Genomic DNA, 25773 nt, shown 5'->3' with positions numbered 1-25773 from the left:
CGCCCCGTGCAAGAGCCCGTACGAAAGCCCGTACAGGAGAAGGACGTTGTGGCGCCCAAGGGCACTCCGTCGACCGGCGCCCTGCTCGAAGTGCGGGACCTGCACGTGGAGTTCGGAACCCGGGACGGCACGGCGCGCGCCGTGGACGGGGTCGGCTACCGCGTGGACGCCGGCGAGACCCTCGCGGTGCTGGGGGAGTCGGGGTCCGGCAAGTCGGTGACCGCCCAGGCCGTGATGGGCATCCTGGACAGCCCGCCCGGGCGGATCACCTCGGGGGAGATCCTGTTCCGCGGGACCGACCTGCTGAAGCTGCCCGAGGAGGGCCGGCGCAGGATCCGCGGCGACCGGATGGCGATGATCTTCCAGGACGCGCTCTCGGCCCTCAACCCCGTGCTGACCGTGGGCTATCAGCTCGGCGAGATGTTCCGGGTGCACCGCGGCGCCACCCGCAAGCAGGCCAGGGAGCGCGCGGTCGAGCTCATGGACCGCGTACGCATTCCCGCCGCGCGCTCCCGGGTGGACGACTACCCGCACCAGTTCAGCGGCGGCATGCGGCAGCGCATCATGATCGCCACGGCGCTGGCCCTGGAGCCCGAGCTGATCATCGCGGACGAGCCGACCACCGCGCTGGACGTGACCGTCCAGGCCCAGGTGATGGAGCTGCTGGCCGAACTGCGCCGGGAGTACCGGATGGGGCTGATCCTCATCACCCACGACCTGGGCGTGGTCGCGGACGTGGCCGACCGGATCGCGGTGATGTACGCGGGCCGGATCGTGGAGCACGCCCCCGTACGGGAGTTGTATGCGGCACCCGCGCATCCGTACACAAAGGGACTGCTGGATTCCGTCCCCCGTCTCGACCGTCGGGGCCAGGCCCTGCACGCCATCAAGGGCATGCCGCCCAGCCCGCTCGCCGTACCGCACGGCTGCTCCTTCCACCCGCGCTGCCCGATGGCCAGGGAGCGCTGCCGCCAGGAGGAGCCGCCGCTGCACGAGGTCGGGCCGGGGCGGTCCAGCGCATGCCACTTCTGGAAGGAGCTGCTCGATGGCACACCGTGACCAGGGCGGCCGCAAGGAGGCCCGCGAGGAGGGGAGGATCGCCCGCGGGCTGCTGGCGAAGGCCCGCGCGGAGACCTCGTACGCGGCAGGGGAACCGGTCCTCGAAGTGCGCGATCTGGTCAAGCACTTCCCGCTCACCCAGGGCGTGGTGGTCAAGCGGCAGGTCGGCGCCGTGCACGCGGTGGACGGGGTGTCCTTCGGGCTGCGCCGCGGCGAGACGCTGGGCGTGGTCGGCGAGTCGGGCTGCGGGAAGTCCACCGTGGCGAAGCTGATCACCAGCCTGGAGGAGCCCACCGAGGGCGCGATCCTCTACCGCGGCGAGGACATCACGCGGCTCTCGCGCAAGGCGCTGAAGGAGGTGCGGCGCAACATCCAGATGGTGTTCCAGGACCCGTACACCTCGCTCAATCCCCGCATGACCGTCGGCGACATCGTCCAGGAGCCCTTCGACATCCACCCGGAGGCCGCGCCGAAGGGCGAACGGCGCACCCGGGTCAAGGAGTTGCTGGAGACCGTCGGGCTCGACCCGGACAGCGCCAACAGGTATCCGCACCAGTTCAGCGGGGGCCAGCGGCAGCGGATCGGCATCGCGCGCGGGCTCGCGCTGCGCCCGGAGATCATCGTCGCCGACGAGCCGGTGTCGGCCCTCGACGTCTCCGTACAGGCCCAAGTGGTCAACCTGCTGGCCGAGTTGCAGGACGAGTTCCACCTGTCGTACATCGTGATCGCGCACGACCTGTCGGTGGTGCGGCACATCTCCGACCGGATCGCGGTCATGTACCTCGGCAAGATCGTCGAGTCCGGGACCGGCGAGCAGATCTACGAGCACGCCACGCACCCGTACACCCAGGCGCTGCTCTCCGCCGTCCCCGTACCCGATCCGGGCGCCGACGCCGGCCGCGGCCGGATCGTGCTGGAGGGCGACGTGCCCTCGCCCGCGCATCCGCCCTCCGGCTGCCGCTTCCGTACGCGCTGCTGGAAGGCGGCCGACCGGTGTACGAGGGAGGAGCCGCTGCTCCAGGTGCCGGAGGCGTTCGGCGAAGCGGCCGGACCCGGCAGGCACCCCTCGGCCTGCCACTTCGCCTCGGAGGACCCGGGGGACGCGCCGAGCGGGCTGGGGCTCGGGGGCGCGCCGAGCGGGGCCGGGGCATGAGGGCGGGGCCCGGCGGCTCGTGAGCCCGGGCCCCGACGCCGTTGCTTCCCTGCTTCTTCCCTACTTCGCCTGTCCGTTGAGCGACGGCTCCTCGTCGGCCTCCAGGGTGCGCAGCGCGTCGTCCAGCACGACGTCCTGCGTGCGGCCGGTGACGGTGCCCTCCTCGGGGAAGTGGCAGGCCGTACGGTGCCCGGCGCGGTTGCCCGGGATCTGCACCAGCGGCGGCTCCTCGGACGCGCACTTGTCCTGCGCCTTCCAGCAGCGCGTACGGAAGCGGCAGCCCGACGGCGGGTTGATCGGCGAGGGCACGTCGCCCGCCAGCCGGATGCGCCCGCGGCCCTGGCCGGCCTCGCCGTCCTCGTCGCCGAGGGCCGCCTCGGGCACGGCGGAGAGCAGCGCGTGGGTGTACGGGTGGCGGGGGCGGGTGTAGATGTCCTCGCGGTCGCCCACCTCCACGATCTTGCCGAGGTACATGACCGCGAGCCGCTGCGAGAAGTGCCGCACGATGGCGAGGTCGTGCGCGATGAACACGAAGGCGATGCCGAGTTCGCGCTGCACGTGCTGGAGCAGGTTGACCACCTGCGCCTGGATGGAGACGTCCAGCGCCGACACCGGCTCGTCCGCGATGATGATCTTCGGCTCCAGGGCCAGCGCGCGGGCCACCCCGATGCGCTGCCGCTGGCCGCCGCTGAACTCGTGCGGGAAGCGGTTGTAGTGCTCCGGGTTGAGGCCGACGGTCTCCAGCAGTTCGCGGATCCGCGCCTCCCTGCCGCCCGGCGGGTTGATCCCGTTGACCTCCATCGGCCCGCCGATGATGCTGCCCACGGTCTGCCGCGGGTTCAGCGAGGAGTACGGGTCCTGGAAGATCATCTGGATCTCGGAGCGGATCGGCGCCAGCTGCTTCCTGGACGCGTGCGAGATCTCCTGACCCCGGTACGCGATGGAGCCGCCGGTCGGCTCCAGCAGCCGGGTCAGCAGCCGGCCGGTGGTGGACTTGCCGCATCCTGACTCGCCGACCAGCCCGAAGCTCTCGCCCGGGTACACTGACAGATCGATGCCGTCCACCGCCTGCACGGCGCCGACCTGCCGCTTGAACGGGAAGCCGCCCATGATCGGGAAGTGCTTGGTCAGTCCTTCGGCCGTCAGCAGGGGCTCGCCGGACCGCGGCGCGGAGTCCTGCGCCTTGCTCAGCGTCTGCTCGTCGCTCATGGGGCTCATCGGTCCTCGGTCTTCCTAGCCCAGCCGGGGCTTGATCTGCTCGATGAAGAAGGTGCGTTTCTGCTCGGCCGTCAGATGGCACGCGGCGCCCCGGCCGGCGGGCAGCGCGGGACGGTCGGACGAGCAGGACAGCCCGCCCCCGACCTCGCCCGTGAAGCCGCAGCGCGGGTGGAAGGGGCAGCCCGGAGGCGGCGCGAGGAGGCTGGGCGGAGTGCCCTTGATGGGCGTCAGCTCCTCGTTGACGTCGCCGGCCAGCCGCGGCATGGAGCTCAACAGGCCCCAGGTGTACGGGTGCTGGGGCGCCCGCAGCACCTCGCCGACCGTGCCGCGCTCCACCGCGCGGCCGCCGTACATCACCAGGATGTCGTCGGCGACGTTGGCGATCACGCCCAGGTCGTGGGTGATGAAGATGATCGCCGAGCCGAACTCCTGCTGGAGGTCCTTGAGCAGGTCGAGGATCTGCGCCTGCACGGTCACATCGAGCGCGGTGGTCGGCTCGTCGGCGATGAGCAGGTCCGGGTTGCACACCAGGGCCATCGCGATCATGGCGCGCTGCCGCATGCCGCCGCTGAACTGGTGCGGGTAGTCGTTCACCCGCATCTTCGGGTTGGGGATGCCGACCTTGTCCAGCATCTCCACGGCGCGCAGGTGCGCGTCGCGCTTGGAGGCGCCGGTGTGCTTGCGGTACGGCTCGGCGATCTGCCGGCCCACCGTGTAGTACGGCGAGAGCGCGGTCAGCGGGTCCTGGAAGATCATCGCCATCTTGTTGCCGCGCAGCGACTCCAGGGTCTTCTGCCGCGCCCCGGTCAGTTCCTGGCCCTCCAGCAGGATCTCGCCGGAGATGTCGGTGGTGCGCGGGTTGTGCAGGCCCAGGATCGACAGGTTGGTCACCGACTTGCCGGAGCCCGACTCGCCGACGATGCCGAGCGTGCTGCCGCGCTCCAGGTCGAAGGAGAGCCCGTCGACGGCCTTCACGGTGCCGTCCTCGGTGGAGAAGTGCACGTACAGATCGCGCACCGAGAGGAACGCGTCCCCCGCCGAGCCCTCGCGGGGCGCCGGGACGTCCGCTTCCTTGGTGGTCGTGGTCATGGGAAGGTCCGTTCTCCTAGCCGAGGCGCACGCGCGGGTCGATGAACGCGTAGCAGGCGTCCACCACGATGTTGAAGAGCACGATGAAGGTCGCCGAGAAGAGCATCACGCCCATCACCATGGGCAGGTCGCCCTTGTTCACGGAGTCGACGGCGAGCTGTCCGAGCCCCGGCAGCGAGAACGTCCACTCGGTGATCATCGCGCCGCCCAGCAGCGACCCCATGTCCACGCCGAGGATGGTGACGATCGGGATCAGCGAGCCGCGCCACGCGTAGCGGAAGAACACCGTGCGCCCCGACATGCCCTTGGCCCGCGCCGTGCGGACATGGTCCTCCTGCAACTGCTCGATCAGCGAGGAGCGGGACAGACGCGTGTAGTTGGCGGTGAAGATGATCTGGATCACCACCCAGGGGATCAGCAGCCCCAGGAACCAGCCCGTCGGATCCTGCGTGATCGGCACGTATTTGGGCTGGTCCAGCAGATTCCAGTTGTAGACCACCAGGGCCAGCACCAGCGGGCCGATGAAGTAGATCTGCATCGAACTCAGCACCAGAGAACCGGTGCTGAAGATCTTGTCGGTCATCGTGCCCTTGCGCCAGGCGGCGATCATCCCGGCCCCGAGGCCCACGATCAGGAACACCACGGCGCCGCCGATCGCCAGCGACACGGTGGTCGGGAAGCGGTCCTGGATGGTGCCCCAGACCGGCTGCTGGTTGGCGAAGGAGTAGCCGAAGCAGGGCGCCGGGCAGTGCCCGATGGCGAAGTCCCGGCCGGCGAAGATGCCGACCATGAACAGCCAGTACTGCACCGGGATCGGCTTGTCGGTGCCGAGGTTCTTGCGGATCACCGCGAGCGCGTCCGGCGTGCAGTTCTTGCCGCAGGCCAGCGCCGCCGGGTCCCGGGGGATGGCGTAGAAGAGGAAGAAGGTGACCGCGCTGATGATCAACAGGATCACCAGCGCGCCGAGTGACCGGCGGATCAGGAAGCGAAGCATGGCGGAACGCTGCTCTCGTGGGGCGGCGGATTCGGGGATGGTCCGGTTGCGCCCGCCTCCGCGGCGCCCGGCGAGGGGGCGCCGCGGAGGCCGGGGCCTCCTCGACGGCCGCGGGTGCGCGGCCCGTCGGGGTTACTTCTTCACGTACAGCTGGGTCGGGTCGATGGCGCTGAGCACGTCGTTGACCGTGACCCCGCCGATCTTGGAGCCGTGGAGCTGGAGCTGCTTGTAGTACATGAGCGGCGCTTCCGGCAGATCCTCCCGCTGGATCTTGTCGGCGAGCTTGGCCCACTCCTTGGCCGACTCCTCCTTGTTGGTGATCTTGGAGATGCGGTCCATCTCCTTGTTCATCTTCGGGTTGTTGTAGTGCGCGTAGTTCGAGGAGCCGTCCTGGATCTGGCGGCCGTCCAGGGTCGGCGGCACGACGGTGCTCGCGCTCGGCCAGTCGGCGCCCCACGAGGCGTCATACATGTCGTAGGTGTTCTTCACCTTGGAGATCTGGTCGTAGTAGGTGTCGGTGACCAGGTCCTTGCTCTGGACGTTGAAGCCCGCCTTGCGCAGGTTGTCGGAAGCCGCGGCGGAGAACTTCTGCCACTCCGGCGAGTTGCGGTGCGCGAAGGTCAGCTTCATGCCGGTCTTGCCGGCCTCCTTGAGCAGCTTCTTCGCCTTCGGGACGTCGCCCTGCGGGTGCTTCTTCATGCCGTACGGGTCGGACTCGGTGTGGCCGGCGACCGTCGGGCTCACGTAGTTGCTGGCGATCTCGCCGCCGCTGCTGCCGCCCATGGCCTGCACGAGGGCCTTCGGGGGCAGCGCCGCGGTGATGGCCTCACGGACCTTCTTGTCCTTCAGGCGCGACATGTTGAAGACGATCCGCGCCACGTACGGCTGGTACGAGCCGACCGTGCGCTCCTTCACCTTCTTGTCGCTCAGCACCGCCTGGATGCTGGACGCGTCCACCTGGTTGGTGAAGGTGGCGGCCGTCTTGTTCTGCCCGCTGTCGGACATCAGGCGCTTGGTCGTGGACTCGTAGGAGACGCCGAACTGCACGTTGTAGGCGTCCACGAACTGGTGCCTGACCGGGTCGGTCTTGGCGTCCCACTCCTTGTTGCGGACGAACTTCATACCCTTGCCCGGCTTGAAGTAGGCGACCTTGTACGGACCCGAGCTCGACGGCTTCTGGTCGTACTTCTGCTTGGTGTCCTTCGACTTCTGGACGATGCCGTACCCGGCCATGCCGAGCGCGTACGGCAGGTCGGGGTGCGCGGACTTGAAGTGGAACTTGATCGTCTTCTTGTCCGGGGTCTCCAGCAGGCTGCTCGGCAGGTGCTTGCCCCCGTACGGGCCGCCCTTGAGGAGCTGGCGGTACTTGGTGCCCGAGGTGTCGGCCAGCCACTGCTGTACGTAGATCGGGCCCTCGCCGATGAAGTCGGCGAACTGCCGCTCGAAGGTGTGCCGCAGGTCGGTGGAGGTGATCGGCGAACCGTCCTCCCACTTGACCCCGTCCTTGAGCTTGTAGGTCCAGGTCTTGCCGCCGTCCGAGGACTTGCCGCTGTTGGTCGCGAGGTCGCCGACCACCGTGTACTTCCCGGAGGCGTCCTTCTTGTACGAGGTGAGGCGACGGGTCATCAGCGTGGAGATCGCGCCCTGGTCGCTGACGTAGATCTGCGCGGGGTCCAGGTGCGCGGGGGTGTCCCGCTGGTACATGGTGATCGAGCCGCCCTGGCGGGAGCCCTTGACCGGGGTCGCGGGCCCCTTGGAGGCCGCGTCGTCGCCCATGGCGAACTGGAGCTGCTGCTTCTTGGCGTCCGCCTGGTCGACGCCGCTCTCGGCGCCGCCCCCGCCGCCACCGCTGCTGCACGCCGAGAGCACGAGCGCGCCCGCGGCGAGGGCCACAACGGAGGCGCGCGTCCTGCGCATACTGACTCTGCTCATGAGGTCCTTGCACCTGCCTGTCGTTTGGACTGCGCTGCCTGACTGATGCGGTGCCGGGGTGGCAGCACCCCCCTCCGCTCGGTCGTCACCGACCCGACTTCGGGTCGAAGGCGTCCCTGACCGAGTCCCCGAGCAGGTTGAAGGCCACGATGAAGATCACCATCGCGCCGCCCGGGAAGAACATGTAGGTGATGTCGCTCTGGTAGACCTGAGCGCCCATGTCGAACATCCGCCCCCAGTCGGGCGTGGGGTCCTGGAACCCGACGCCGAGGAACGAGAGACCGGCGATGGCGGTCACGAAGTTCGGCAGCATGTAGGTGGACTGCACGAGGATCGGCGTGACCACGTTCGGCAGCAGTTCCCTGCGGACGATGCGCCAGGGCGGGGTGCCCGTGACCTTGGCGGCCTCGATGAACTCCCGCTCGCGCAGCGAGAGGACCTGTCCGCGCAGCAGCCGCGCGAGGGTCATCCAGCCCAGCAGCCACATCACGAAGATCAGCACACAGGCGCGCATCCAGGTGGGCATCGCGTCCGTCGGGGCGACGAACAGCGCCCCGATGACCGGGACGAAGGCCACGAAGAAGAGCTGGTTCGGGAAGGACATCATCAGGTCCGTGAACCGGCCCAGGAAGTAGTCGGTCCGGCCGCCGAGGTAGCCGGCGGTGACCCCGATGACGATGGCCGTGAGGACGGACAGCACCGTGACCGCGATGGCGACGCTCAGCGAGGTGCGCATGCCGTAGATCAGCAGCGTGAAGACGTCCTTGCCGGTCGTCGGCTCGACGCCGAACCAGAAGTCGCTGGAGATGCCGCCGTTCGGCTTCACCGGATAGCCGTTCTCGTTCAGGATTCCGGGCATCACGGCGTCGTATCGCGTGTACGGGTCCTTGCCGTACAGCTTGGAGATCAGCGGCGCGAGGAGTGCGATCGCGAAGAAGAAAACCACGACGCAGGCGGAGATCACGCCGACCCGGTCGCGCTTGAAGCGGGTCCACATCAGCTTGCCCGGCGACCGCCCGGCAACGTGTGAGGGGCCGGCGTCGCCCGACGCCGGAAGGCCCGTCTCCTCGGGGTCGGGTATGCCCGACCCGGCAGCCGCAGCCTGGGATGCACTGGTCATCGCTTTTTACGCCCCCGCGCTCAATTCTCGCCGGATCCCGCTGAGTTGGCAGCGGTGCGTGCGTTGTGTGAATGGGTTGATGGACTTTTGCAAGCGAATTAGCGCGCAGTCAAGGGGTGTTGGGAGCGGTCCGTCCGGTCGCTGTGCATCTTGAGCGAAGGTTTTGCAGATTGAGGTTCGTACGTGCTTGACAGCGTCCGAGACAACTGCACATATCAGCAAAATACGGCAACAAACGCCTTAACAATCCCGCAACTCGGCCGTCGCGGCTCCGATATACGGAGTCCCCGGCCTGAACTCCGTACGGCATCCGCCCCCTCCGCCGTACGGATCCCCGTGGCCCCTCGCACCGCCTTCACTCCTCGCGCACTGCTGCGAACGGACCCGGTTTCGTAACGTGTGCCCCGGAAACTTGTTGTGTACCGCCCTGCCCGGGTAGGGCTGGGTTCCATGGGCCAGGACAAGACACTCACCCGCGGCGCGCGCGTGCTCGGCGCCGCCGCGACGGCCGTGCTCGCGGTCTGCGGACTCTGCTGGATCGTCCGGGACTTCGTGGCGGCCGACGAGGTCGTCGACGTGTGGTGGACCTGGTCCGGCATGCCGCCGCGCGCCACCGACGGCCTGTGGGCCACCTCCTTCGTCGAGCCGACGCTGGTGATCCTGTACGCGGTCTGCGCGGTCACCGTCCCGCGCTCCTCGGCCGCCGCGGGGGTGCTGGCGAGCACGGGAGTGCTCACCGTGCTGCTGCGCGTCCCCAGCCTGTGGAACCTCAACTCCGACTGGATGACGGTCGTCGACAGCACCACCAAGAGCTGGGCCCTCGCCACGGTGATCACCACCGTGGTGCTCGGCGCCGTCCTGGTCCTCACGGCCGCGCTCGGCCGCCGCCCCGTGGCCGGGGGAGGGGCCGTGCCGTATTACGCGTGGGAGGACGACACCCCGCCCGCGCTGCCCACCCGGCGCGGCGGCCCGCTCGCCGCGCTGCTCCTGGGCGCCACGGCGGCCGGGCTCCTCGCGTGGGAGGCGCACGCCGCGCTCGACCAGGGCTGGGCCCTCTACCGCAGGGCGCTGACCGGGGAGGACGTGCTCGTGGGGCTGCTGTCGGTGCCGGGTAGCTGGGCCGCCTGGACGGCCGCGCTGCTGTCGGCCGCCGCCGCCTTCGCCGCCGCCGGCCGCGCCTCCTTCGCGCGGCCGCTGGGCATGGCGGTCAGCGCGCTGCTCGCCGGGCTCGGCGTCTTCTACCTCTCGTACGCGGCCCGCATGGGGCTCTTCCACGAACTCGGCGAGCGAAGTGTGCAGGAGCAACTTCGGCTCGCGCTCGCCGTGTTGGAGATCGGCGCGGCGGTCGGCGTGCTGTGCGCCCTCTCGCCCGGCGAGCGGCGGCAGGAGGCCGAGGGCGGGGACGGCGGCGAGGGCGCGGACGAGGACGGCCCGCCGACCCTGCGCCGCGACTACGGCCCCGGCACAGGCCCCGGCTACGCCCCGCCGCCGCCCGCGAATCCGCCGGCCAACTGGTGAGGCCGGCCGGAGGGTCCGCGGGCGACGCGTGGAGTGCGCGGTCGCTCTGAGGCCCGGGGCCCGTGGTGGCGCGCGGCCCCTCAGCCGCTCAGTCCCGCACCCCCAGCGTCCGCTTCAGGAAGGCCACCTGGAGCAGCAGCAGATTCTCCGCGACCTGCTCCTGCGGGGTCATGTGGGTCACCCCGGACAGCGGCAGCACCTCGTGCGGCCGGCCCTCGGCCAGCAGCGCGGAGGAGAGCCGCAGCGTGTGCGCCGCCGCCACGTTGTCGTCGGCGAGCCCGTGGATCAGCATCAGCGGCCTGTGCTGCTCCGCGGCGCCCGACAGCCCCTCGTCGGTGACCAGCGAGGTGTCCGCGTACACCCCGGGGTCCTCGGCGGGGGTGCCGCAATAGCGCTCGGTGTAGTGGGTGTCGTACAGCCGCCAGTCGGTGACCGGCGCGCCCGCCACCGCGGAGTGGAACACGTCGGGCCGCCGCAGCACGGCCAGCGCCGCCAGATAGCCGCCGAACGACCAGCCGCGGATGCCCACCCGCCCGAGATCCAGCGGAAAGCTCTCGGCCAGCGCGTGCAGCGCGTCCACCTGGTCCTGGAGCACGACCGGCGCCATGTCGCGGGAGATCGCCTTCTCCCAGCCCGGCGAGCGCCCCGGGGTGCCCCGGCCGTCCGCGATCACCACGGCGAAGCCCTGGTCGGCGAACCACTGGGACGTCAGATACGCGTTGTGCGCCGCGACCACCCGGGCGCCGTGCGGGCCCCCGTACGGGTCGAGCAGCACCGGCAGCGGGCCCTGTCCCTCCTCGTACTCCCGCGGCAGCAGCACCGCGCTCGGGATCTCCCGCTCGCCCGCGCGCACCAGGCGCGGCGCCGCGGTCAGTCGGGGCTCCTGCGCGTACGAGGGCAGCGTCGTGCCGCCGCTCAAGCCGCCGTCGCCGTCCAGGCGCAGCAGCGTGATGCGGGAGCCGGGGGAGTCCAGCGTGCTGGTGGCGAGGGCCAGGACGTCGCCGCCGCGCGCAGCCGAGGCCACGTGCGGCGCGTCCTCGACGGCCAGCCGCTCCCAGCCGCCCTTGTCGCCGCTGCCGGCGAAGTGCGCGCGGTACACCCCGATGTCGCCCACCGGCGCGTCCTCCGCCTCGGCCCCGGGGGACGCCGAGAACAGCACGTCCTCCTCGCCCACGTCGAGCACGCCGCGCACATGGAGCGCACCCGTGGTCAGCACCCGGTCGCCCACGACGAGGGAGCGCACCCCGCCCTTGTCCTCCATGCGCACCAGCCGCCCGTCGGGGGTCCAGGCCGGCACCCCGGGGAACAGCTCCAGCCAGTCCGGGTCGTCCTCGGCGTGCAGCGGCGTGGTGGTGCCGCTGTCCGTGTCGACCGCGAGCACGAGCTGGCTGCGCTGGTCCCTGGACTGCACGAGCAGCAGCGGCGGGCCGCCGGATGACCAGTGCACGCGGGCCAGGTACGGATAGCGGATGCGGTCCCAGATGATCGCCCTGCGCGAAGTGTTGCCGTCAGCGCTCCCCTTGGACTCGCCGCCGGCCTCGCCCTCGCCCTCGTCCTCGGAGCGGGGCGCGGCGTCGATCAGGTGCAGGGTCACGTCCGCGTTCGGCGTGCCGGCCGCCGGATACGCGGTCTCCGTGGGCCCCTGGTCGGGATTGGCCGGATCCGCGATCCACCAGCGGTGTACGGCGGAGTCGTCGGCGCGCGCGGCGAGCACCTGCCGGCTGTCCGGTGACCACCAGAATCCACGGCTGCGTGCCATTTCCTCCGCAGCGATGAATTCAGCCAATCCGAAGGTCACGCCCGGTTGATCGGGCCTGGCCAGTGCGCGGTCCCCGGTGCCGTCCGCCTCGACGGCCCGGAGCGAGCCCTCGTGGACGTACGCGATGCGGCTCCCGTCCGGCGAGGGGCGGGGGTCCACGACGGGCCCGTGCACGCCGATCTCGCGCGCCTCGCCGGTCCGCAGATCCGCCGCGAACAGGCGTCCGGAGAGGGCGAAGGAGGCCAACTCCACGGCCGTGTCGGTGGCATATCCGACGATGCCGCCCGCCCCCTCCCTGGCGCGCTCCCTGCGCGCCCGCTCCTCGGGCGAGAGGTCCTCCTCGGCGCCGCCGAGCAGCTCCCGCGGGTCGGCGGCTGCGAACTCCCGGCCGCCGTCGGCGCGTTCACCGCCGGTGTCCCCCGGGGCGCCGTCGGGGGCGCCGGTCTCGCGTACCCACAGCATCGTGCCGCGGTCGTCTCCGGCCCGGGAGCGGAGGAAGACGGCCCGTGCGCCGTCGGGCGACACGGTCACGGCGCGGGGGGCGCCGAGGGTGAACCGCTGCGTGCGGGCATACTGCTGCGGGAAGGTCGTAGCCATGCGGCAGAGGGTAGGTCAGTGCGCTGACATCAGGGGTGCCGAGGTTCCGTCCGCCGGTGGCGTCGTCCGACGCGCGAGGTGGCTTGAACCGAATATGCGCCCCTCCTCTGCTCCCGTGCACCGAGCCGTGCAGTCTCACGGATAGTTATGATCCGTTGCGCATGGTGGGCACTGGGTATACAGCCCGTGGCTCGACCGTGCCGCGGGTCCGTGGCGGCCCGGGCTTGTCCTGCTGAATGATGTACCTGTAACGACCGTGTACTTGGAGGTGAACCGCCGTGGCACTCTCGATTTCGGCGGTGGTGCTGCTGGCGATCGTCGTCTTCCTGCTGGTCAAGAAATCAGGGTTGAAGGCCGGACACGCCCTGGTGTGCGTGCTGTTGGGCTTCTATCTGGCCAGTTCGTCCATCGCGCCCACGATCAACAAGCTGACCACCAACGTCGCGGGGATGCTCAGCGGCATCAAGTTCTAGGAGCCCGCCCGTCCCGTCGTAGGGTCGGAACATGAGCAACGCCCAAGGCCGCCGCCTTCTCCTGGTGCACGCGCACCCGGACGACGAGTCGATCAACAACGGGGCCACCATGGCCAAGTACGCGGCGGAGGGCGCGCACGTCACCCTGGTGACGTGCACCCTGGGCGAGGAGGGCGAGGTCATCCCGCCCTCGCTCGCACATCTGGCGGCGGACCGGGACGACGCGCTCGGTCCGCACCGCATCGGCGAACTCGACGCGGCCATGCGCGAGCTGGGCGTCGAGGACCACCGCTTCCTCGGCGGCCCCGGGCGCTACCGCGACTCCGGGATGATGGGCGCGGCCACCAACGCGCGCCCCGGCAGCTTCTGGCAGGCGCCGCTGGACGAGGCGGCGGCCCACCTCGTGGCGGTGATCCGCGAGGTGCGCCCGCAGGTGCTCGTGACCTATGACCCCGACGGGGGCTACGGGCACCCCGACCACATCAAGGCGCACCGCGTCGCGATGCGCGCGGCCGAGCTGGCCGCCGACCCCGATGCCGTCCCCGGCACCGGCGAGCCGCACGCGGTGACCCGCATCTACTGGAACTGCGTGCCGCGCTCCGCCGTGGACGCCGGTTTCGCGCTGCTGGAGAAGCTCGGCGAGGAGAACCCGTTCCCCGGCGTCGCGCACGCCGAGGACGTGCCGGGCGTGGTGGACGACGCCGAGGTGACCGTCGCGGTGGACGGCGGCGAGCATTCCGCGCTCGCGAAGGCCGCCGCCATGCGCAGACACGAGACGCAAATTGTCGTGGACGGCCCCTTTTTCGCCCTTTCGAACGACTTGGGGCAGCCGCTCTTCGCCACCGAGTACTACCGTCTGGCTGCGGGAGCCGAAGCCGACGCCGCGGCGCGCACCGGCGGCGGCTGTGACAGGAGCGTGCAGGACGACCTGTTCGCGGGCCTCGACGTGCAGGCGGAGGAGACGGCGTGAGCGGTGGAGCCGGCGGAGCCGGGGACGCGAAGGGCGCCAAGGGCGCGGGCGGTGCCCAGGGCGCTCAGAACGCGAAGGGCGCCGCGTCCGACGCGCCGGCGACCGAGGCCGAGCGCGAGGCGATGCCGCCGGGCACCCCGCGGCTGCGCGTGCTGCTGTACATCGGGCTCGGCGTGCTGGGCCTGCTGGTCGGCGCTGCCGGCGCGCTGGTGCAGGCCGGCTGGACCCCCGTGGGCCTGGTGCTGGCGATGGCCGCCTCGGTCGGCGTCTTCTGGGGCGGCTCCAAGCTCTCCCGTACGAAGGTGGGGGCGATCGCGCCGGGCGTCGGCTGGACGCTCGCCGTGGCGCTGCTGATGGTGTCCCGGCCCGAGGGCGACTTCATGTTCGGTGGCAGCATCAGCACCTTTGTGTACGTATGGGGTGGCATGCTCGCCGCTGTGATGTGCGCCACGATCGCCCTCCCCGCTCCGCCCGTGCTGCGGGGCAAGTACCGCTGATGAGGCCGCAGTCGGGGCGTTTGAGCGGTACGCCCGTGCCCCGTGGTGCCTGGAAGTATGGTGGTGCGCGCCGGCGAGCCGTCCGCGTACAAGCACAATGGGGCGGCGAATCCAACCGGGAGTACCTGCTTTGAGCCGTGAAACTGACAGTTCGTCCTCCGGGCCCCAGGGCGGCCGTGGCGGTTCGGCGTACCCGCCGGGAACCGAACCGTACGGCGGTGGAGAGGAGTCCGCGGGCGCAGACCCGCACAGTACGGACTCCGCCGCCCCCGCTGACGAGCCGAAAACCGAGACCACGCTGACGACCCGGATCCGGATCAACATCCCCGGGTCCCGGCCGATTCCGCCCGTCGTGATGCGCACTCCGGTGAGCGAGAGCGAGGAGCCGGACTCCGCGGGCGCCGCGGAGCGGGGCGGCGAAGCCCCCGGCGCCCCCGCCTCGCCCGCCGAGACCACCGGGCAGCACGGCACGGTGCCGCCGCCCGCGCCCGCCGGCCCTGCGGCCGAGGAGCCGCAGCCCGGCGACCCGGGCCGCGAACAGGGCGGCGGCAGCGGTGAGTTCACCCAGGAGACCAGCGACTGGTTCGCGCCGCGCAGGAAGGGCGCCAAGAATCCGCCCACTTCGGGCGGCGGCGCGGCGTCCGGTGCTTCTGGTGCGACCGGTGCGTCCGGTGCGGCGGCAGCGGGCCAGACGTCCGGCGGCCGCACCGACCTGCCGTACTTCTCGGGCGGGCAGGACGCGCGGCCCGACGCCTACGACACGGGCCCGATCCCCGCGGGGCACCCCAGCCCCCCGGACACCCCGGCCGACGGCACCCCGCGCAGCGCCATCCACAACCTGATGGACGGCACGGGCGAGACCCCGGCCGCGGGCTCCACGGGCCCCGCAGGACCGACCTCGGGCCCGGGGACGGGCGACATGCCGTTCTCCAAGCCGGGCGAGCAGACCGGCGGGCACGGGACGCTCGGCGGCGGGATCGCGGGCGGCGCGCCCACGGGCCCGCACTCGGACCCGTACGGCACGCAGGAGAACGCGCTGCCGGAGCCGCCGCCGTACGCGGGTCCGTACGCCGCCGACCCCGCGCCGGACTCGACGCTCGGGCTCGGCGCAGGGCCCGCACCGTTCGCGCCCGGCGGCGTGGGCGAGGAGCTGCTGAACGAGTCGGGGCTCGGCATGCCGCCCGGCACCGGGGGCCCCGGCACCGGCGCACCCGGCACGGACGCGCCGGGATCCGCACCGCCAGGACCGAACCCGCCCGGTGACGACCGGATCGCCAGCGACACCCTGGTGAGCGGCATCCCGCGGGTGCCCTCGGGCTCCGGCGCCGAGAGCACGGGGGGCACGGGAATCCCCGGCGCCCCCGGACTCGGCAGTCCGCCCGTGCCGGAGCGCCCTGACGTCTCCACCCCGGCGTCCGAACCGGCCCCGGCGGCCTCGCCCGCGGGCTCCGGCGGGTCCGACGGCGGCTCGGGCGGCGGCCGTTCGAAGCTGATGCTGGCCGGCGCGGGCCTGGTGGGCCTGATCGGCATCGCGTACGGGGCCGGGCTGCTGCTCGACCACAGCGACGTGCCCAACGGCACCACCGTGCTCGGCGTGGACATCGGCGGCACCAGCAAGCACGAGGCGGTCAACAAGCTCGACACCGCGCTCGGCGACAACAAGAACCAGGCGTTCACGGTCACCGCGGCCGACCACAAGTCCTCGCTGCGGCCCAGCGTCGCGGGGCTGACCCTGGACACCGAGGAGACCGTCCGCAAGGCCGCTGGCCGGGACTACAACCCGGTCTCGGTGATCGGCTCGCTGTTCGGCGTGGACCGCGAGGCGCAGCCCGCGATCAGCGTCGACAGGGAGAAGATGAAGTCGGCCCTGGCGCGGATCAGCCGGCAGAGCGGCGGCGGGGCCCCCACCGACGGGGAGATCAAGTTCGTGGCCGGCCGCGCCGTCGCCGTACCGGGCAAGCCGCACAAGGGCATCGACCCGGACAAGGCGAGCGACCGCCTCCAGAAGGCGTACCGGGACCGCGCCATCACCGGCAGGAACAGCCCCGTCGCGCTGCCCGTCAGCATGCAGCAGCCCGAGGTGGGCAAGGCGGAACTGGACCGGGCCATGCGGGAGTTCGCCAAGCCCGCGATGTCCGGGATGGTGACGGTCAAGGCGGGCAACGCCGAGATCAAGTTCAGTCCGGAGAAGTCGCTGCCGAAGTTCCTGTCGATGAAGCCGGTGAACGGCAAGCTGATGGACTCCTACAAGCTGCCGGTCCTGCAGAAGCTCTACGGCACGACGTTCGCGAACGTGAAGATCGCTCGCGGCAACGGCAGCCGTACGCCGGTGATGCCGCAGGACGTGGTCCAGGCGCTGCGCCCCGCGCTCAAGCAGACCGACCCGGCCAAGCGCGTCGCCGAGATCCCGCTCAACCCGAGCTGAGGTCCGCCGCCGCGCGAGGACGTACGGAGGGCCGGGGCACACGCCCCGGCCCTCCGTCGTCGTGTGCGGTGTGTGCGGTGTGTGCGGCTCAGTTGAGCCGCGCGCGTGCTGCCCGCGCCTCCTTGCGCACCGCGTCGGCGGCCGCGGGCTCCATCGCCGAGATCACCTCGGCGTACTCCTCCAGCTCCCGCGCCCCCGCGGTGAACTCCCCGCGCTCCACCAGCAGCCGCGCCCGCTCGTGCCGCAGCCGCGCCGGGTGGTGCGGGAGCAGCAGCGAGAGGTCCAGCGCCCAGAGTTGTACGCGGGAGCGCTCGGGCCTGGCGGCGGCCCAGGCGCGGATGTTGTTGAGCACCCGCAGCACCGTCTCCAGCGGCGAAGCGGGCCGCAGCAGCGCCTCGGGGACCCGGCCCTGGTTGCCCGTGGCGCTCGCGACCAGCACGTCCACCTCGTTGCCCGCGAGGATCCTGCCGCCCGCGAAGGGGTCGGCCAGCACGTGGTCGCCCGCGGGATCGCCGAAGCCGACCACGTAGTGCCCGGGCAGCGCGACCCCGTACACCGGGGCGCCCGCGCGGCGCGCGACCTCCGTCCACACCACGGACAGCAGGATCGGCAGGCCCCTGCGGCGCTCCAGCACCGATTGCAGAAGCGACGACTTCAGCCATCGGTAGTCGGCCTGCGCGCCGTGGAAGCCGCACTCCTCGCCGAGCAGCAGCTCCAGCGCGAGCGCCCACTGCGCGGGGGAGCGGCCGCGCTCGTACGGCAACTGCCCCGAGAGCCGGTCCAGTTCGATCTGCGCGAGATCGACCGACCGCTCGCCGCTCTTCTCGTCCAGTGCGGCCTCGTCCGCCGCCTCGCCGACGTCTCCGTGCAGCTCCGCCTCCGCGCCGATCAGCAGGCAGAGGCGCGCGAGGTCGGGCCGCTCCTCGCGGGCCGCCTCGGCGAACAGCCGGCGGTTCTCCCGCACGGCCTCGGCGCGCCGGTCCCCGCCGCCGTGCGCGCCCTCGTCTTCCGTGTGCTCTCCGTCCATCTCAGTCCCGTGGTGCCCGGCGGTAGTGGTACGCGTGATGGTCCGCGAACCCGAGCGCGTCGTACAGCCCCCGGGCCTCCGCGTTGTCCGCCTCGACCTGGAGGTACGCGGCCGAGGCGCCCTCGTCCAGCGCGCGCCTGGCGAGCTCGGCCATGACGGAGCGCGCCAGGCCCTCGCGGCGCCGCTCCGCCGCGGTCTCCACCGCGGCGAACCCGGCCCACCTGCCGTCCACCACGCACCGTCCGATGGCCGCCGGGTACCCGCTCCCCGCGTCCCGCACCGTCGCGAACCACACGGAGGGACCGCCGGTCAGCACCGTCCGCGCCACGTCGGCCAGTTGACCGGTGCGCCGGTACATCGCCGTCCAGCCCTCGTCGGGCTCCCGGCTCAGCTCCACCCGCGCGTCGGGCTCCCGGTCCGCGAGCGGCGCCAGGGCGCCGACCCGCATCAGGGTGTGCCCCTCGGCGGTCCAGCCGCGCGACTCCAGCTCACCGGCCAGCAGGCCCGCCCGTCGCCCGGCCACCGCCCCTGTAGGACGCGCTACGCGCGGCTCCTCTTCTTCGTCCTCCGCACCTGTCGCCACCTGCACCAACGGGGGCAGCCCGCGCTCCGCGTACCAGCGCTCGACGGCCTCCAGCGCCTGCGGCAGCGGCAGCCCCGGACCGCCCAGCGGGAGTACGGAGTTGGCGCGCCGGGTGAATCCCTCGCGCGCTTCTCCGTACGGGGGTTCTCCGTGCCCGGTCCCGCCGTCGCCCGGCCCCTCCGCCACGGCGGCCCGCAGCGTCCACTCCCCGAGCCGCGCGGTCTCGGGTGCCGGCCAGCCGCGCGCCGCGGTCTCCTGGAGCTCGCGCACGGTGGCGGCCGGAACCCCACGCCGCCTGGCCGGAGCGGCGGGGATCACCTTGGCCGCGACCAGATCGCCCTCCGCGAGGCGCACCGTCTCACCGCCGCGGCGAGTGATCATCAGCACACCTCCGGTCCAGGATGTGAGAACCCCCACCGTGTCGGTGAACTTGGGGGAGGGATCCCCGGCGCGTTCGCCAAACCCGGTCAAAGACCGTACCGATACGCGTTTCCCCACGTCAGAAGCGGTAATTCGGACCTCAAGGCGTCCGCCCGTGGTGAATTCCACAGCTCTACCCGCCCCTCCTGTTCGTCTCGTGCCCGGGAACGGAGATACTAGGTGCGGGCATCGACGACGCCGCGCTCCCGCGCGCCCCGCGGCGGAGCCGCACATCGGTCCGCCAGCCCTATCGAGGAGGAACGACAGCGTGACCTACGTCATCGCGGAGCCTTGTGTCGACCTGAAGGACAAGGCCTGCATCGAGGAGTGCCCCGTCGACTGCATCTACGAGGGCCAGCGGTCCTTGTACATCCACCCGGACGAATGCGTCGACTGCGGGGCCTGCGAACCGGTGTGCCCGGTCGAGGCGATCTTCTACGAGGACGACACTCCCGAGGAGTGGAAGGACTACTACAAGGCGAACGTCGAGTTCTTCGACGAGCTCGGTTCGCCCGGCGGTGCCAGCAAGCTCGGCCTGATCGAGCGCGACCACCCGGTGATCGCCGCGCTTCCGCCGCAGCAGCACGACGAGTGACCCAGGGGCCCTGCGGGCCCTGAGTCCCGGGGCCGCGGTCCCGTACGGCCCACCGTCGCCGTGCGGGACCGCTGCCTTTCCGGCCTTCCCCGGACCTCAGTAGAACGCCCCCGCCGCGCGGTGTGCCCTCCGCGCTGCGGGCGAAGCCGAAAGCGAGCAGCACGTGCCACCAGCCTCTCCCGTCTCCGGGCGGCTCCCGGCCTTCCCCTGGGACCGCCTCGAGCCGCACAAGGCGACAGCGGCCGCACATCCCGACGGCATCGTGGACCTCTCCGTCGGCACGCCCGTCGACCCGGTCCCCGAGGTCGTGCGGAGCGCGCTGGCCGACGCGGCGGACAGCCCCGGCTATCCGACCGTGTGGGGCACGCCCGCGCTGCGGGACGCCCTCGCCGGATGGTGCGAACGCCGCCTGGGCGCACGCGCGGTGGACCACCGCAACGTGCTCCCCGTGGTCGGCTCCAAGGAGCTGGTGGCCTGGCTGCCGACCCAGCTCGGCCTGGGCCACGGCGACAAGGTGGCCTTCCCGCGGCTGGCCTACCCGACGTACGAGGTGGGCGCGCGGCTGGCAGGGGCCGAGCCCGTGGTCTACGACGACCCGTGGGAGCTGGACCCCCAGGGGCTGCGGCTCCTGTGGCTCAACTCCCCGTCGAACCCCACGGGCCGGGTGCTCTCCCAGGCCGAGCTGACCCGCGCCGTGGCGTGGGCCAGGGAGCACGGCGTGCTGATCGCCAGCGACGAGTGCTACCTGGAGCTGGGCTGGGAGGCAGAGCCGGTGTCGGTGCTGCACCCCGAGGTGTGCGGCGGCGACTTCACCGGGCTGCTCGCGGTGCACTCCCTCTCCAAGCGCTCCAACCTGGCCGGTTACCGGTCAGCGTTCGTCGCGGGTGACGCGGCGGTGCTGGGCGAGCTGCTCCAGATCCGCAAGCACGGGGGAATGATGGTGCCCGCCCCCGTGCAGGCGGCGACGGTGGCGGCGCTCGGCGACGACGCGCATGTGGCGGAGCAGCGGGAGCGGTACGCCGCGCGGCGCCGGGCGCTGCGCGGAGCGCTGGAGGCACGCGGGTTCCGCGTGGAGCACAGCGAGGCCTCGCTGTATCTGTGGGCGACGCGCGACGAGTCCTGCTGGGACACCGTCGGCGACCTGTCCAAGAGCGGCATCCTGGTCGCGCCCGGCGACTTCTACGGTCCGGCGGGCGAGCGCTTCGTGCGGGTCGCCTTCACGGCGACCGACGAGCGGGTCGAGGCGGCGGTGCGCCGCCTCGCCGAGCTGCCGGACGCCTGACCCGCGGCACCGGACGGCAGAGGGCATACGACAGACGGCCGGGCCCCGGAGGAACGTCCCTCCGGGGCCCGGCCGTTGTGCGTGCGCCGCGGTGTGCAAGCCGCGGCGCACACGTCGTACGGACCACGTCGTACGGGTGCCGCAGCCGTACGGGCCGGTGCGGGCCGCGTGCGGCCCGGGCGTCAGCCGCCCAGCGCGCCGGTGGCGGGCAGGCCGCCGGGGAGACCGCCGGGCAGGGCGCCGCCGGTCTTGCCGAGCTTGCCCAGCGCGCCCGCGCCGGCCGGGAGGTCACCGGTGACCTTGCCGGCGTCGCCGACGATCTCGCCGGTGTGGCCCGCGGTGCTGCCGAGCAGGTCCTGCGCGGCCGGGGCTGCGGTCTTGCCCGCTGCGCCCACCGCGTCGCCCGCCGCGGGGACGCCGGACTCCACGGCGCGGCCGCCGGTCTTGCCTGCCATGTCGGTGGTGCCCTGCGCGGCGCCGTCGACGGAGTCGCCGAGGCCCGCGCCGTCCAGCTTGGTCAGACCGCCGACGTCGGCGGTGGACGGCAGCTCGGCTGCGCTTGCTGAGGCCGCGGCGCCCAGGACGGAGGCGGCGCCCGCGGCGGAGAGCAGCGCGGTCTTGGCGATCCGGCGCGAGAGGGACATGTTGCTCCTTTGACGGGGGAAGTCCGCTGAGGGACTTCGGACTTCGGGACTGGTCTTCACTGACTCGGGGTGGCTCCGCGCCGACGGACCGCCACGGGGCGGCCGGTCGGACGGTCTGCATATCGCGCCGGAGAGGGGGAAGGTTGCGGCCCGCCCAGGTAAAGGATTCGCAACGCGAAGGGGGTCGCGCCGGGGACAGATCCGGCGAATCCGCGCGGTCCCGCAGCGCGGGCAGAAACGTCAATTCGCCCGGCGTGCTGGGGCGTTGGGAAAGGTGTTCCGTGCATACGAAAGCGGCGCCGCTCCGGTGGGGCGCGGCGCCGCATTCCCTCGTTCGGGGAAACTTCCGTACTACTGCCCGGACTTGAGCCCCAGGGTCACGGGGGAGCCGCCGACACCGGCCGCGCGGGTGCTCGCGCCGACGCGCCGCCAGCCGGCCTCGGAGCGCTCGGCGGTCCAGACGTGGCCGCGCACCGCGACCCGGTCGATGCGCAGCTCGGTCGCGTGCGCCACCGCCCAGTGCGCCAGCTCCCACTCGCGCTGCGCGCCGGAGGGCGGGATCACCACCTGGGACTCGGGTGCCGCCCTGCGCCCGCCGCCGCCCGCGGCGGCGGGGGAGGAGCCGCCGTCCGGCAGCACGCCGGAGCCGAACTCCCGCACCAGCCGCTCGCGCACCTCGGACGCGCTGCCCGCCCTGGTGTCGGCCGCGCCCTGCCCCGTACCCGTCGTGCAGGTGAAGGAGGCGGCGCGGCGGCCGGTGAGGGCCGCGGTGAGCAGCACCGCCTGGGACTCGTGCTTGGCGTACGCCTGCGGGAAGCCGCTGCGCTGCACGCGCTGCGCGGCCACGGTCAGCGGGAGCCGGGAGTAGCCGGGGACCTTCGCCAGGTGCTCGTAGAACTTCTCCGCCGCATACACCGGGTCCTGGATCTGGTCGGCCGTGCCCCAGCCCTGCGAGGGGCGCTGCTGGAAGAGGCCGAGCGAATCGCGGTCGCCGTGGTCGATGTTGCGCAGCGCCGACTCCTGCATGGCGGTGGCCAGGGCTATGGTCACCGCGCGCTCGGACAGGTCGTGCCGGGAGGCGACGGCGGCGATGGTCGCCGCGTTCGCCGCCTGGCGGGGCTCGAGGCGGTAGTCCTCGCCGTGTCCGTCGGCCGCGCGCACGGTGCAGCGGGCCACGTCGAGCCTGCTCGTGACGTACTGGACGAGGGCATAGCCGGCTATGCAGAGCAGGGCCAGCAGGGCCGCGGAGAACCGGAGGAGCCGGCTGCGTCCGCGGCGGTCGGGGGAAGCGGAGCGGGGCACGCGCCCAAAGGTAGCCCAGCCGTAGGGTTGCCCCATGGCGCACACCGGACTCGACCTGCAACAGGATGCCGCCCGGCTCACGGCGGAGCTCGTGGACTTCCCCTCGGAGAGCGGGAGCGAGAAGGAGCTGGCCGACGCGATCGAGGAGGCACTGCGCGCGCTGCCGCACCTCACGGTCGACCGGCACGGCAACAACGTGATCGCGCGCACACAGTTGGGGCGGTCCGAGCGCGTGATCCTCGCCGGGCACATCGACACCGTGCCGATCGCGGACAACGTGCCGTCCAGGCTCGATGAGGACGGGCTGCTGTGGGGCTGCGGCACCAGCGACATGAAGGCGGGGGTCGCCGTGCAGCTCAGGACGGCCGCGACCCTGCCCGAGCCGAACCGCGACCTCACCTTCGTCTTCTACGACAACGAGGAGGTCGCCGCGCACCTCAACGGCCTCGGGCACGTCGCCGAGGCCCACCCCGACTGGCTGGCCGGCGACTTCGCGGTGCTCCTGGAGCCCTCCAGCGGCCAGGTCGAGGGCGGCTGCCAGGGCACCCTGCGCGTGCTGCTGCGCACCGGCGGACAGCGCGCGCACTCCGCGCGCTCGTGGCTGGGGGACAACGCCATCCACCACGCCGCGCCGATCCTCCGGCGCCTCGCCTCGTACGAGCCGCGGCGGGTGGTCATCGACGGTCTGGAGTACCGCGAGGGCCTGAACGCCGTGCGGGTCGAGGGCAGCGTCGCGGGCAACGTGATCCCGGACGAGTGCGTGGTCACGGTCAACTACCGCTACGCGCCGGACAAGAGCGAGGAGGAGGCCCTCGCGCACGTGCGCGAGGTCTTCGCGGACTGCGGCGACTTCGAGCTGACCGTGGACGACAGCTCGGGCGGCGCGCTCCCGGGGCTCTCGCACCCTGCGGCGCGCGCCTTCATCGAGGCGGTGGGCGGCGAGCCGCAGCCCAAGTACGGCTGGACCGACGTCTCGCGCTTCAGCGCGCTGGGCGTCCCCGCGGTCAACTACGGCCCCGGCGACCCGAACCTGGCGCACAAGCGGGACGAGCGGGTGGAGACGGCGAAGGTGCTGCACTGCGAGGAGCGGCTGCGCGCCTGGCTCTCCGCGTGAGGGCCCGAGCGCCGGGTGCCCTTGGTGCCGGGATACGGGCTGCCGGGCCGTCTGACCTGCGGTGGTACGGCTGGGGCAACTGAACCGTCTGCCTGATTTTTTCCGTACGTCACCCGTGCCTGCGTAGGCTGAACCGGAAAGATCGCAAGCGGAGGGAGCACGGTATGAGCAGCCCCGAGCAGCAGCGGGAGCCGCAGGAGCAGTATCTGGGTCCGGTGGTGCGCCGCCGCGGCCAGGTGCAGCCCGGCACCACGGACCAGCGGCTGCTGGACACCACCGGCCCCTCCGACTGGGTGCACCAGGACCCGTGGCGGGTGCTGCGCATCCAGGCGGAGTTCGTGGAGGGCTTCGGCGCCCTCGCCGAACTCGGCCCGGCCATCAGCGTGTTCGGCTCGGCCCGCACCCCGGTCGACTCGCCGGAGTACGAGGCGGGGGTGCGCATCGGGCGAGCCCTGGCCGAGGCGGGCTTCGCGGTGATCACCGGCGGCGGGCCCGGCGCGATGGAGGCCGCCAACAAGGGCGCCCTGGAGGCGCGCGGCACCTCGGTCGGCCTGGGCATCGAGCTGCCCTTCGAGCAGGGGCTGAACGACTTCGTCGACATCGGGGTCAACTTCCGCTACTTCTTCGTGCGGAAGACCATGTTCGTGAAGTACGCGCGCGGCTTCGTGGTGCTGCCCGGCGGGCTCGGCACCCTGGACGAGCTGTTCGAGGCGATGACCCTCGTGCAGACGAAGAAGGTCACCCGCTTCCCGATCGTGCTCTTCGGCACCGACTACTGGAAGGGCCTGGTCGACTGGGTGCGCGACACCCTCATCGCGCAGGGCAAGGCCGCGCCGAAGGACCTGGACCTCTTCCACCTTACCGACGACGTCGACGAGGCGGTCAAGCTGGTCACGGAGGAGACCGAGAGCTGAGCCCCGCGCCGCGGGAGCCGCGCCGCTTCCTCGTACGGGGTGCAGATCCCGTACGGGGTCTCAGGCCAGCCCGCGCCGCGCGACGGCCGGCTCGCGGTGGCCCGCGATGGTCGCCACCATGTCCACCACCTGCTTGGTTTCGGCCACTTCGTGCACGCGGTACATCTGCGCGCCGAGCCATGCCGAGACCGCGGTGGTGGCCAGCGTTCCGGTCAGCCGCTCCTTGACGGGGCGGTCCAGGGTCTCGCCGACGAAGTCCTTGTTGGAGAGGGAGACCAGGACGGGCCAGCCGGTGTCGGCGAGCTCGCCCAGGCGCCGGGTGGCCTCCAGGGAGTGCCGGGTGTTCTTGCCGAAGTCGTGCCCCGGGTCGATGAGGATGCCGTCGCGGCGCACGCCCAGCTCCACCGCGCGCTCCGCGAGCCCGAGGGTGACCCGCAGGATGTCGCCGACCACGCCGTCTTCGCCGTCGTAGCTCACCCGGTGCGGCCTGGTACGCGGTTCGGCGCCGCCCGCGTGGGTGCACACCAGGCCCGCGCCGTGCCGCGCGGCGACCTCGGCGAGCTTCGGATCGACCCCGCCCCACGCGTCGTTGAGCAGGTCGGCGCCCGCCTCGCAGACGGCCTCGCCGACCTCGTGCCGCCAGGTGTCCACGCTGATCACCACGTCGGGGTGGCGCCGCCGCACCTCGGCGACGAAGTCCACCGTGCGCCGGGCCTCCTCCTCGGCCGAGACCTCCTCGCCTGGACCCGCCTTCACCCCGCCGATGTCGACGACGGCCGCGCCCTCCTCCACGGCCTGCGCGACCCGCTCCAGCGCCGGTTCGTCGGCGAACGTGGCGCCCCGGTCGTAGAAGGAGTCCGGCGTCCGGTTCACGATCGCCATGATCACCGGCTCGTTCGCGCCGAACTCGCGCGTCCCCAGGCGCAGCATCCGCCATTCCTCTCGCAGCTCCACGGGCCTCTTCCGCTCGCGCGCCCGCCGCATGCCCCGCATACGTGGCCGGCACACGGGCCCGCCGCCGACCTTAGCTGTCGTACCCGCGTGGCACGATCGAGGCCGACAGGCAGCAGGGGGAACGCCCCTGCTGT

The 25773-nt window shown here is 72.2% G+C and carries 22 protein-coding genes; 11 read left to right on the top strand and 11 right to left on the bottom strand.

Annotation, left to right across the window (positions count from 1 at the left end):
* Positions 1–81: 81 nt before the first annotated feature.
* Positions 82–1059: an ABC transporter ATP-binding protein gene (locus tag ABEE00_RS23370; RefSeq protein WP_451918657.1), complete on the top strand. Its 978-nt coding sequence runs from the start codon at positions 82–84 to the stop codon at positions 1057–1059.
* Positions 1046–2212: an ABC transporter ATP-binding protein gene (locus tag ABEE00_RS23365; protein ID WP_345747585.1), complete on the top strand. Its 1167-nt coding sequence runs from the start codon at positions 1046–1048 to the stop codon at positions 2210–2212. Before ABEE00_RS23370 ends, ABEE00_RS23365 begins: the two co-directional genes overlap by 14 nt.
* Positions 2213–2272: 60 nt before the next feature.
* Here the strand turns inward: ABEE00_RS23365 and ABEE00_RS23360 are convergent, their stop codons facing one another.
* The 5 genes from ABEE00_RS23360 to ABEE00_RS23340 form a co-directional block, all read right to left on the bottom strand.
* Positions 2273–3421, bottom strand: coding sequence for an ABC transporter ATP-binding protein (locus ABEE00_RS23360; protein WP_345747584.1), 1149 nt, complete (start codon positions 3419–3421; stop codon positions 2273–2275).
* Positions 3422–3445: 24 nt separating this feature from the next.
* A complete protein-coding gene (locus ABEE00_RS23355) occupies positions 3446–4519 on the bottom strand; it encodes an ABC transporter ATP-binding protein (RefSeq protein ID WP_345747583.1) in 1074 nt (357 codons plus the stop codon).
* Positions 4520–4535: 16 nt separating this feature from the next.
* Positions 4536–5513: an ABC transporter permease gene (locus ABEE00_RS23350; protein ID WP_345747582.1), complete on the bottom strand. Its 978-nt coding sequence runs from the start codon at positions 5511–5513 to the stop codon at positions 4536–4538.
* 132 nt (positions 5514–5645) lie between these two features.
* Entirely contained in the window at positions 5646–7445 is a 1800-nt protein-coding gene (locus tag ABEE00_RS23345; RefSeq protein ID WP_345747581.1) for an ABC transporter substrate-binding protein, read from the bottom strand.
* Between the two features lie 85 nt (positions 7446–7530).
* Complete coding sequence (locus tag ABEE00_RS23340) at positions 7531–8565, bottom strand: ABC transporter permease (protein WP_345747580.1); 1035 nt, start codon at positions 8563–8565, stop codon at positions 7531–7533.
* Positions 8566–9015: 450 nt separating this feature from the next.
* Here ABEE00_RS23340 and ABEE00_RS23335 point away from each other — a divergent pair, with 450 nt between their 5' ends.
* Positions 9016–10083 carry a hypothetical protein gene (locus tag ABEE00_RS23335; RefSeq protein WP_345747579.1) on the top strand — a complete coding sequence of 356 codons (1068 nt, stop codon included), beginning with the start codon at positions 9016–9018 and terminating at the stop codon, positions 10081–10083.
* 88 nt (positions 10084–10171) lie between these two features.
* Here the strand turns inward: ABEE00_RS23335 and ABEE00_RS23330 are convergent, their stop codons facing one another.
* Positions 10172–12439, bottom strand: a complete 2268-nt coding sequence (locus ABEE00_RS23330; RefSeq protein WP_345747578.1) for a S9 family peptidase — start codon at positions 12437–12439, stop codon at positions 10172–10174.
* Between the two features lie 278 nt (positions 12440–12717).
* Between ABEE00_RS23330 and ABEE00_RS23325 the strand changes: the two genes are divergently transcribed.
* From ABEE00_RS23325 to ABEE00_RS23310, 4 genes are all read left to right on the top strand, one after another.
* A complete protein-coding gene (locus tag ABEE00_RS23325) occupies positions 12718–12912 on the top strand; it encodes a hypothetical protein (RefSeq protein WP_345747577.1) in 195 nt (64 codons plus the stop codon).
* Between the two features lie 31 nt (positions 12913–12943).
* Positions 12944–13882: an N-acetyl-1-D-myo-inositol-2-amino-2-deoxy-alpha-D-glucopyranoside deacetylase gene (gene mshB / locus ABEE00_RS23320; protein ID WP_345747576.1), complete on the top strand. Its 939-nt coding sequence runs from the start codon at positions 12944–12946 to the stop codon at positions 13880–13882.
* Positions 13879–14379, top strand: a complete 501-nt coding sequence (locus ABEE00_RS23315; protein WP_345747575.1) for a DUF6113 family protein — start codon at positions 13879–13881, stop codon at positions 14377–14379. The genes mshB and ABEE00_RS23315 overlap by 4 nt, the downstream gene beginning before the upstream one ends.
* A gap of 367 nt (positions 14380–14746) precedes the next feature.
* Entirely contained in the window at positions 14747–16804 is a 2058-nt protein-coding gene (locus ABEE00_RS23310; RefSeq protein WP_345747574.1) for a peptidoglycan binding domain-containing protein, read from the top strand.
* A gap of 88 nt (positions 16805–16892) precedes the next feature.
* Here ABEE00_RS23310 and ABEE00_RS23305 read toward each other — a convergent pair whose 3' ends face one another.
* Both ABEE00_RS23305 and ABEE00_RS23300 read right to left on the bottom strand, forming a co-directional pair.
* Positions 16893–17831, bottom strand: coding sequence for a transglutaminase-like domain-containing protein (locus ABEE00_RS23305; protein ID WP_345747573.1), 939 nt, complete (start codon positions 17829–17831; stop codon positions 16893–16895).
* A 1-nt stretch (position 17832) separates the two neighbouring features.
* A complete protein-coding gene (locus ABEE00_RS23300; RefSeq protein ID WP_345747572.1) occupies positions 17833–18963 on the bottom strand; it encodes a GNAT family N-acetyltransferase in 1131 nt (376 codons plus the stop codon).
* Positions 18964–19102: 139 nt separating this feature from the next.
* Between ABEE00_RS23300 and fdxA the strand changes: the two genes are divergently transcribed.
* Entirely contained in the window at positions 19103–19429 is a 327-nt protein-coding gene (fdxA, locus tag ABEE00_RS23295) for a ferredoxin (RefSeq protein ID WP_345747571.1), read from the top strand.
* Between the two features lie 163 nt (positions 19430–19592).
* Positions 19593–20711, top strand: coding sequence for a succinyldiaminopimelate transaminase (dapC, locus tag ABEE00_RS23290; RefSeq protein WP_345747570.1), 1119 nt, complete (start codon positions 19593–19595; stop codon positions 20709–20711).
* Positions 20712–20893: 182 nt separating this feature from the next.
* Here dapC and ABEE00_RS23285 read toward each other — a convergent pair whose 3' ends face one another.
* Complete coding sequence (locus ABEE00_RS23285) at positions 20894–21355, bottom strand: ATP-binding protein (RefSeq protein WP_345747569.1); 462 nt, start codon at positions 21353–21355, stop codon at positions 20894–20896.
* Positions 21356–21706: 351 nt separating this feature from the next.
* Complete coding sequence (locus ABEE00_RS23280) at positions 21707–22693, bottom strand: hypothetical protein (RefSeq protein ID WP_451918650.1); 987 nt, start codon at positions 22691–22693, stop codon at positions 21707–21709.
* Between ABEE00_RS23280 and dapE the strand changes: the two genes are divergently transcribed.
* Positions 22692–23771, top strand: coding sequence for a succinyl-diaminopimelate desuccinylase (dapE, locus tag ABEE00_RS23275; RefSeq protein WP_345747567.1), 1080 nt, complete (start codon positions 22692–22694; stop codon positions 23769–23771). The two genes, ABEE00_RS23280 and dapE, sit on opposite strands and share 2 nt — an antisense overlap.
* A gap of 164 nt (positions 23772–23935) precedes the next feature.
* Positions 23936–24685 (top strand): LOG family protein, encoded by a 750-nt coding sequence (locus tag ABEE00_RS23270; protein WP_345747566.1) that lies wholly within the window; start codon positions 23936–23938, stop codon positions 24683–24685.
* Positions 24686–24745: 60 nt separating this feature from the next.
* On the opposite strand, the gene folP is transcribed toward ABEE00_RS23270, so the two are convergent.
* The gene (gene folP, locus ABEE00_RS23265) at positions 24746–25615 is read right to left on the bottom strand and encodes a dihydropteroate synthase (RefSeq protein ID WP_345747720.1); all 870 of its coding nucleotides are present in this window, start codon (positions 25613–25615) and stop codon (positions 24746–24748) included.
* Positions 25616–25773 lie beyond the last annotated feature (158 nt).

This window comes from Streptomyces odontomachicola (assembly GCF_039605595.1).
Taxonomy (GTDB): Bacteria; Actinomycetota; Actinomycetes; order Streptomycetales; family Streptomycetaceae; genus Streptomyces.
The sequence above is the reverse complement of the archived record's forward strand: the minus strand, read 5'-3'. Positions and strand labels throughout refer to the sequence as shown.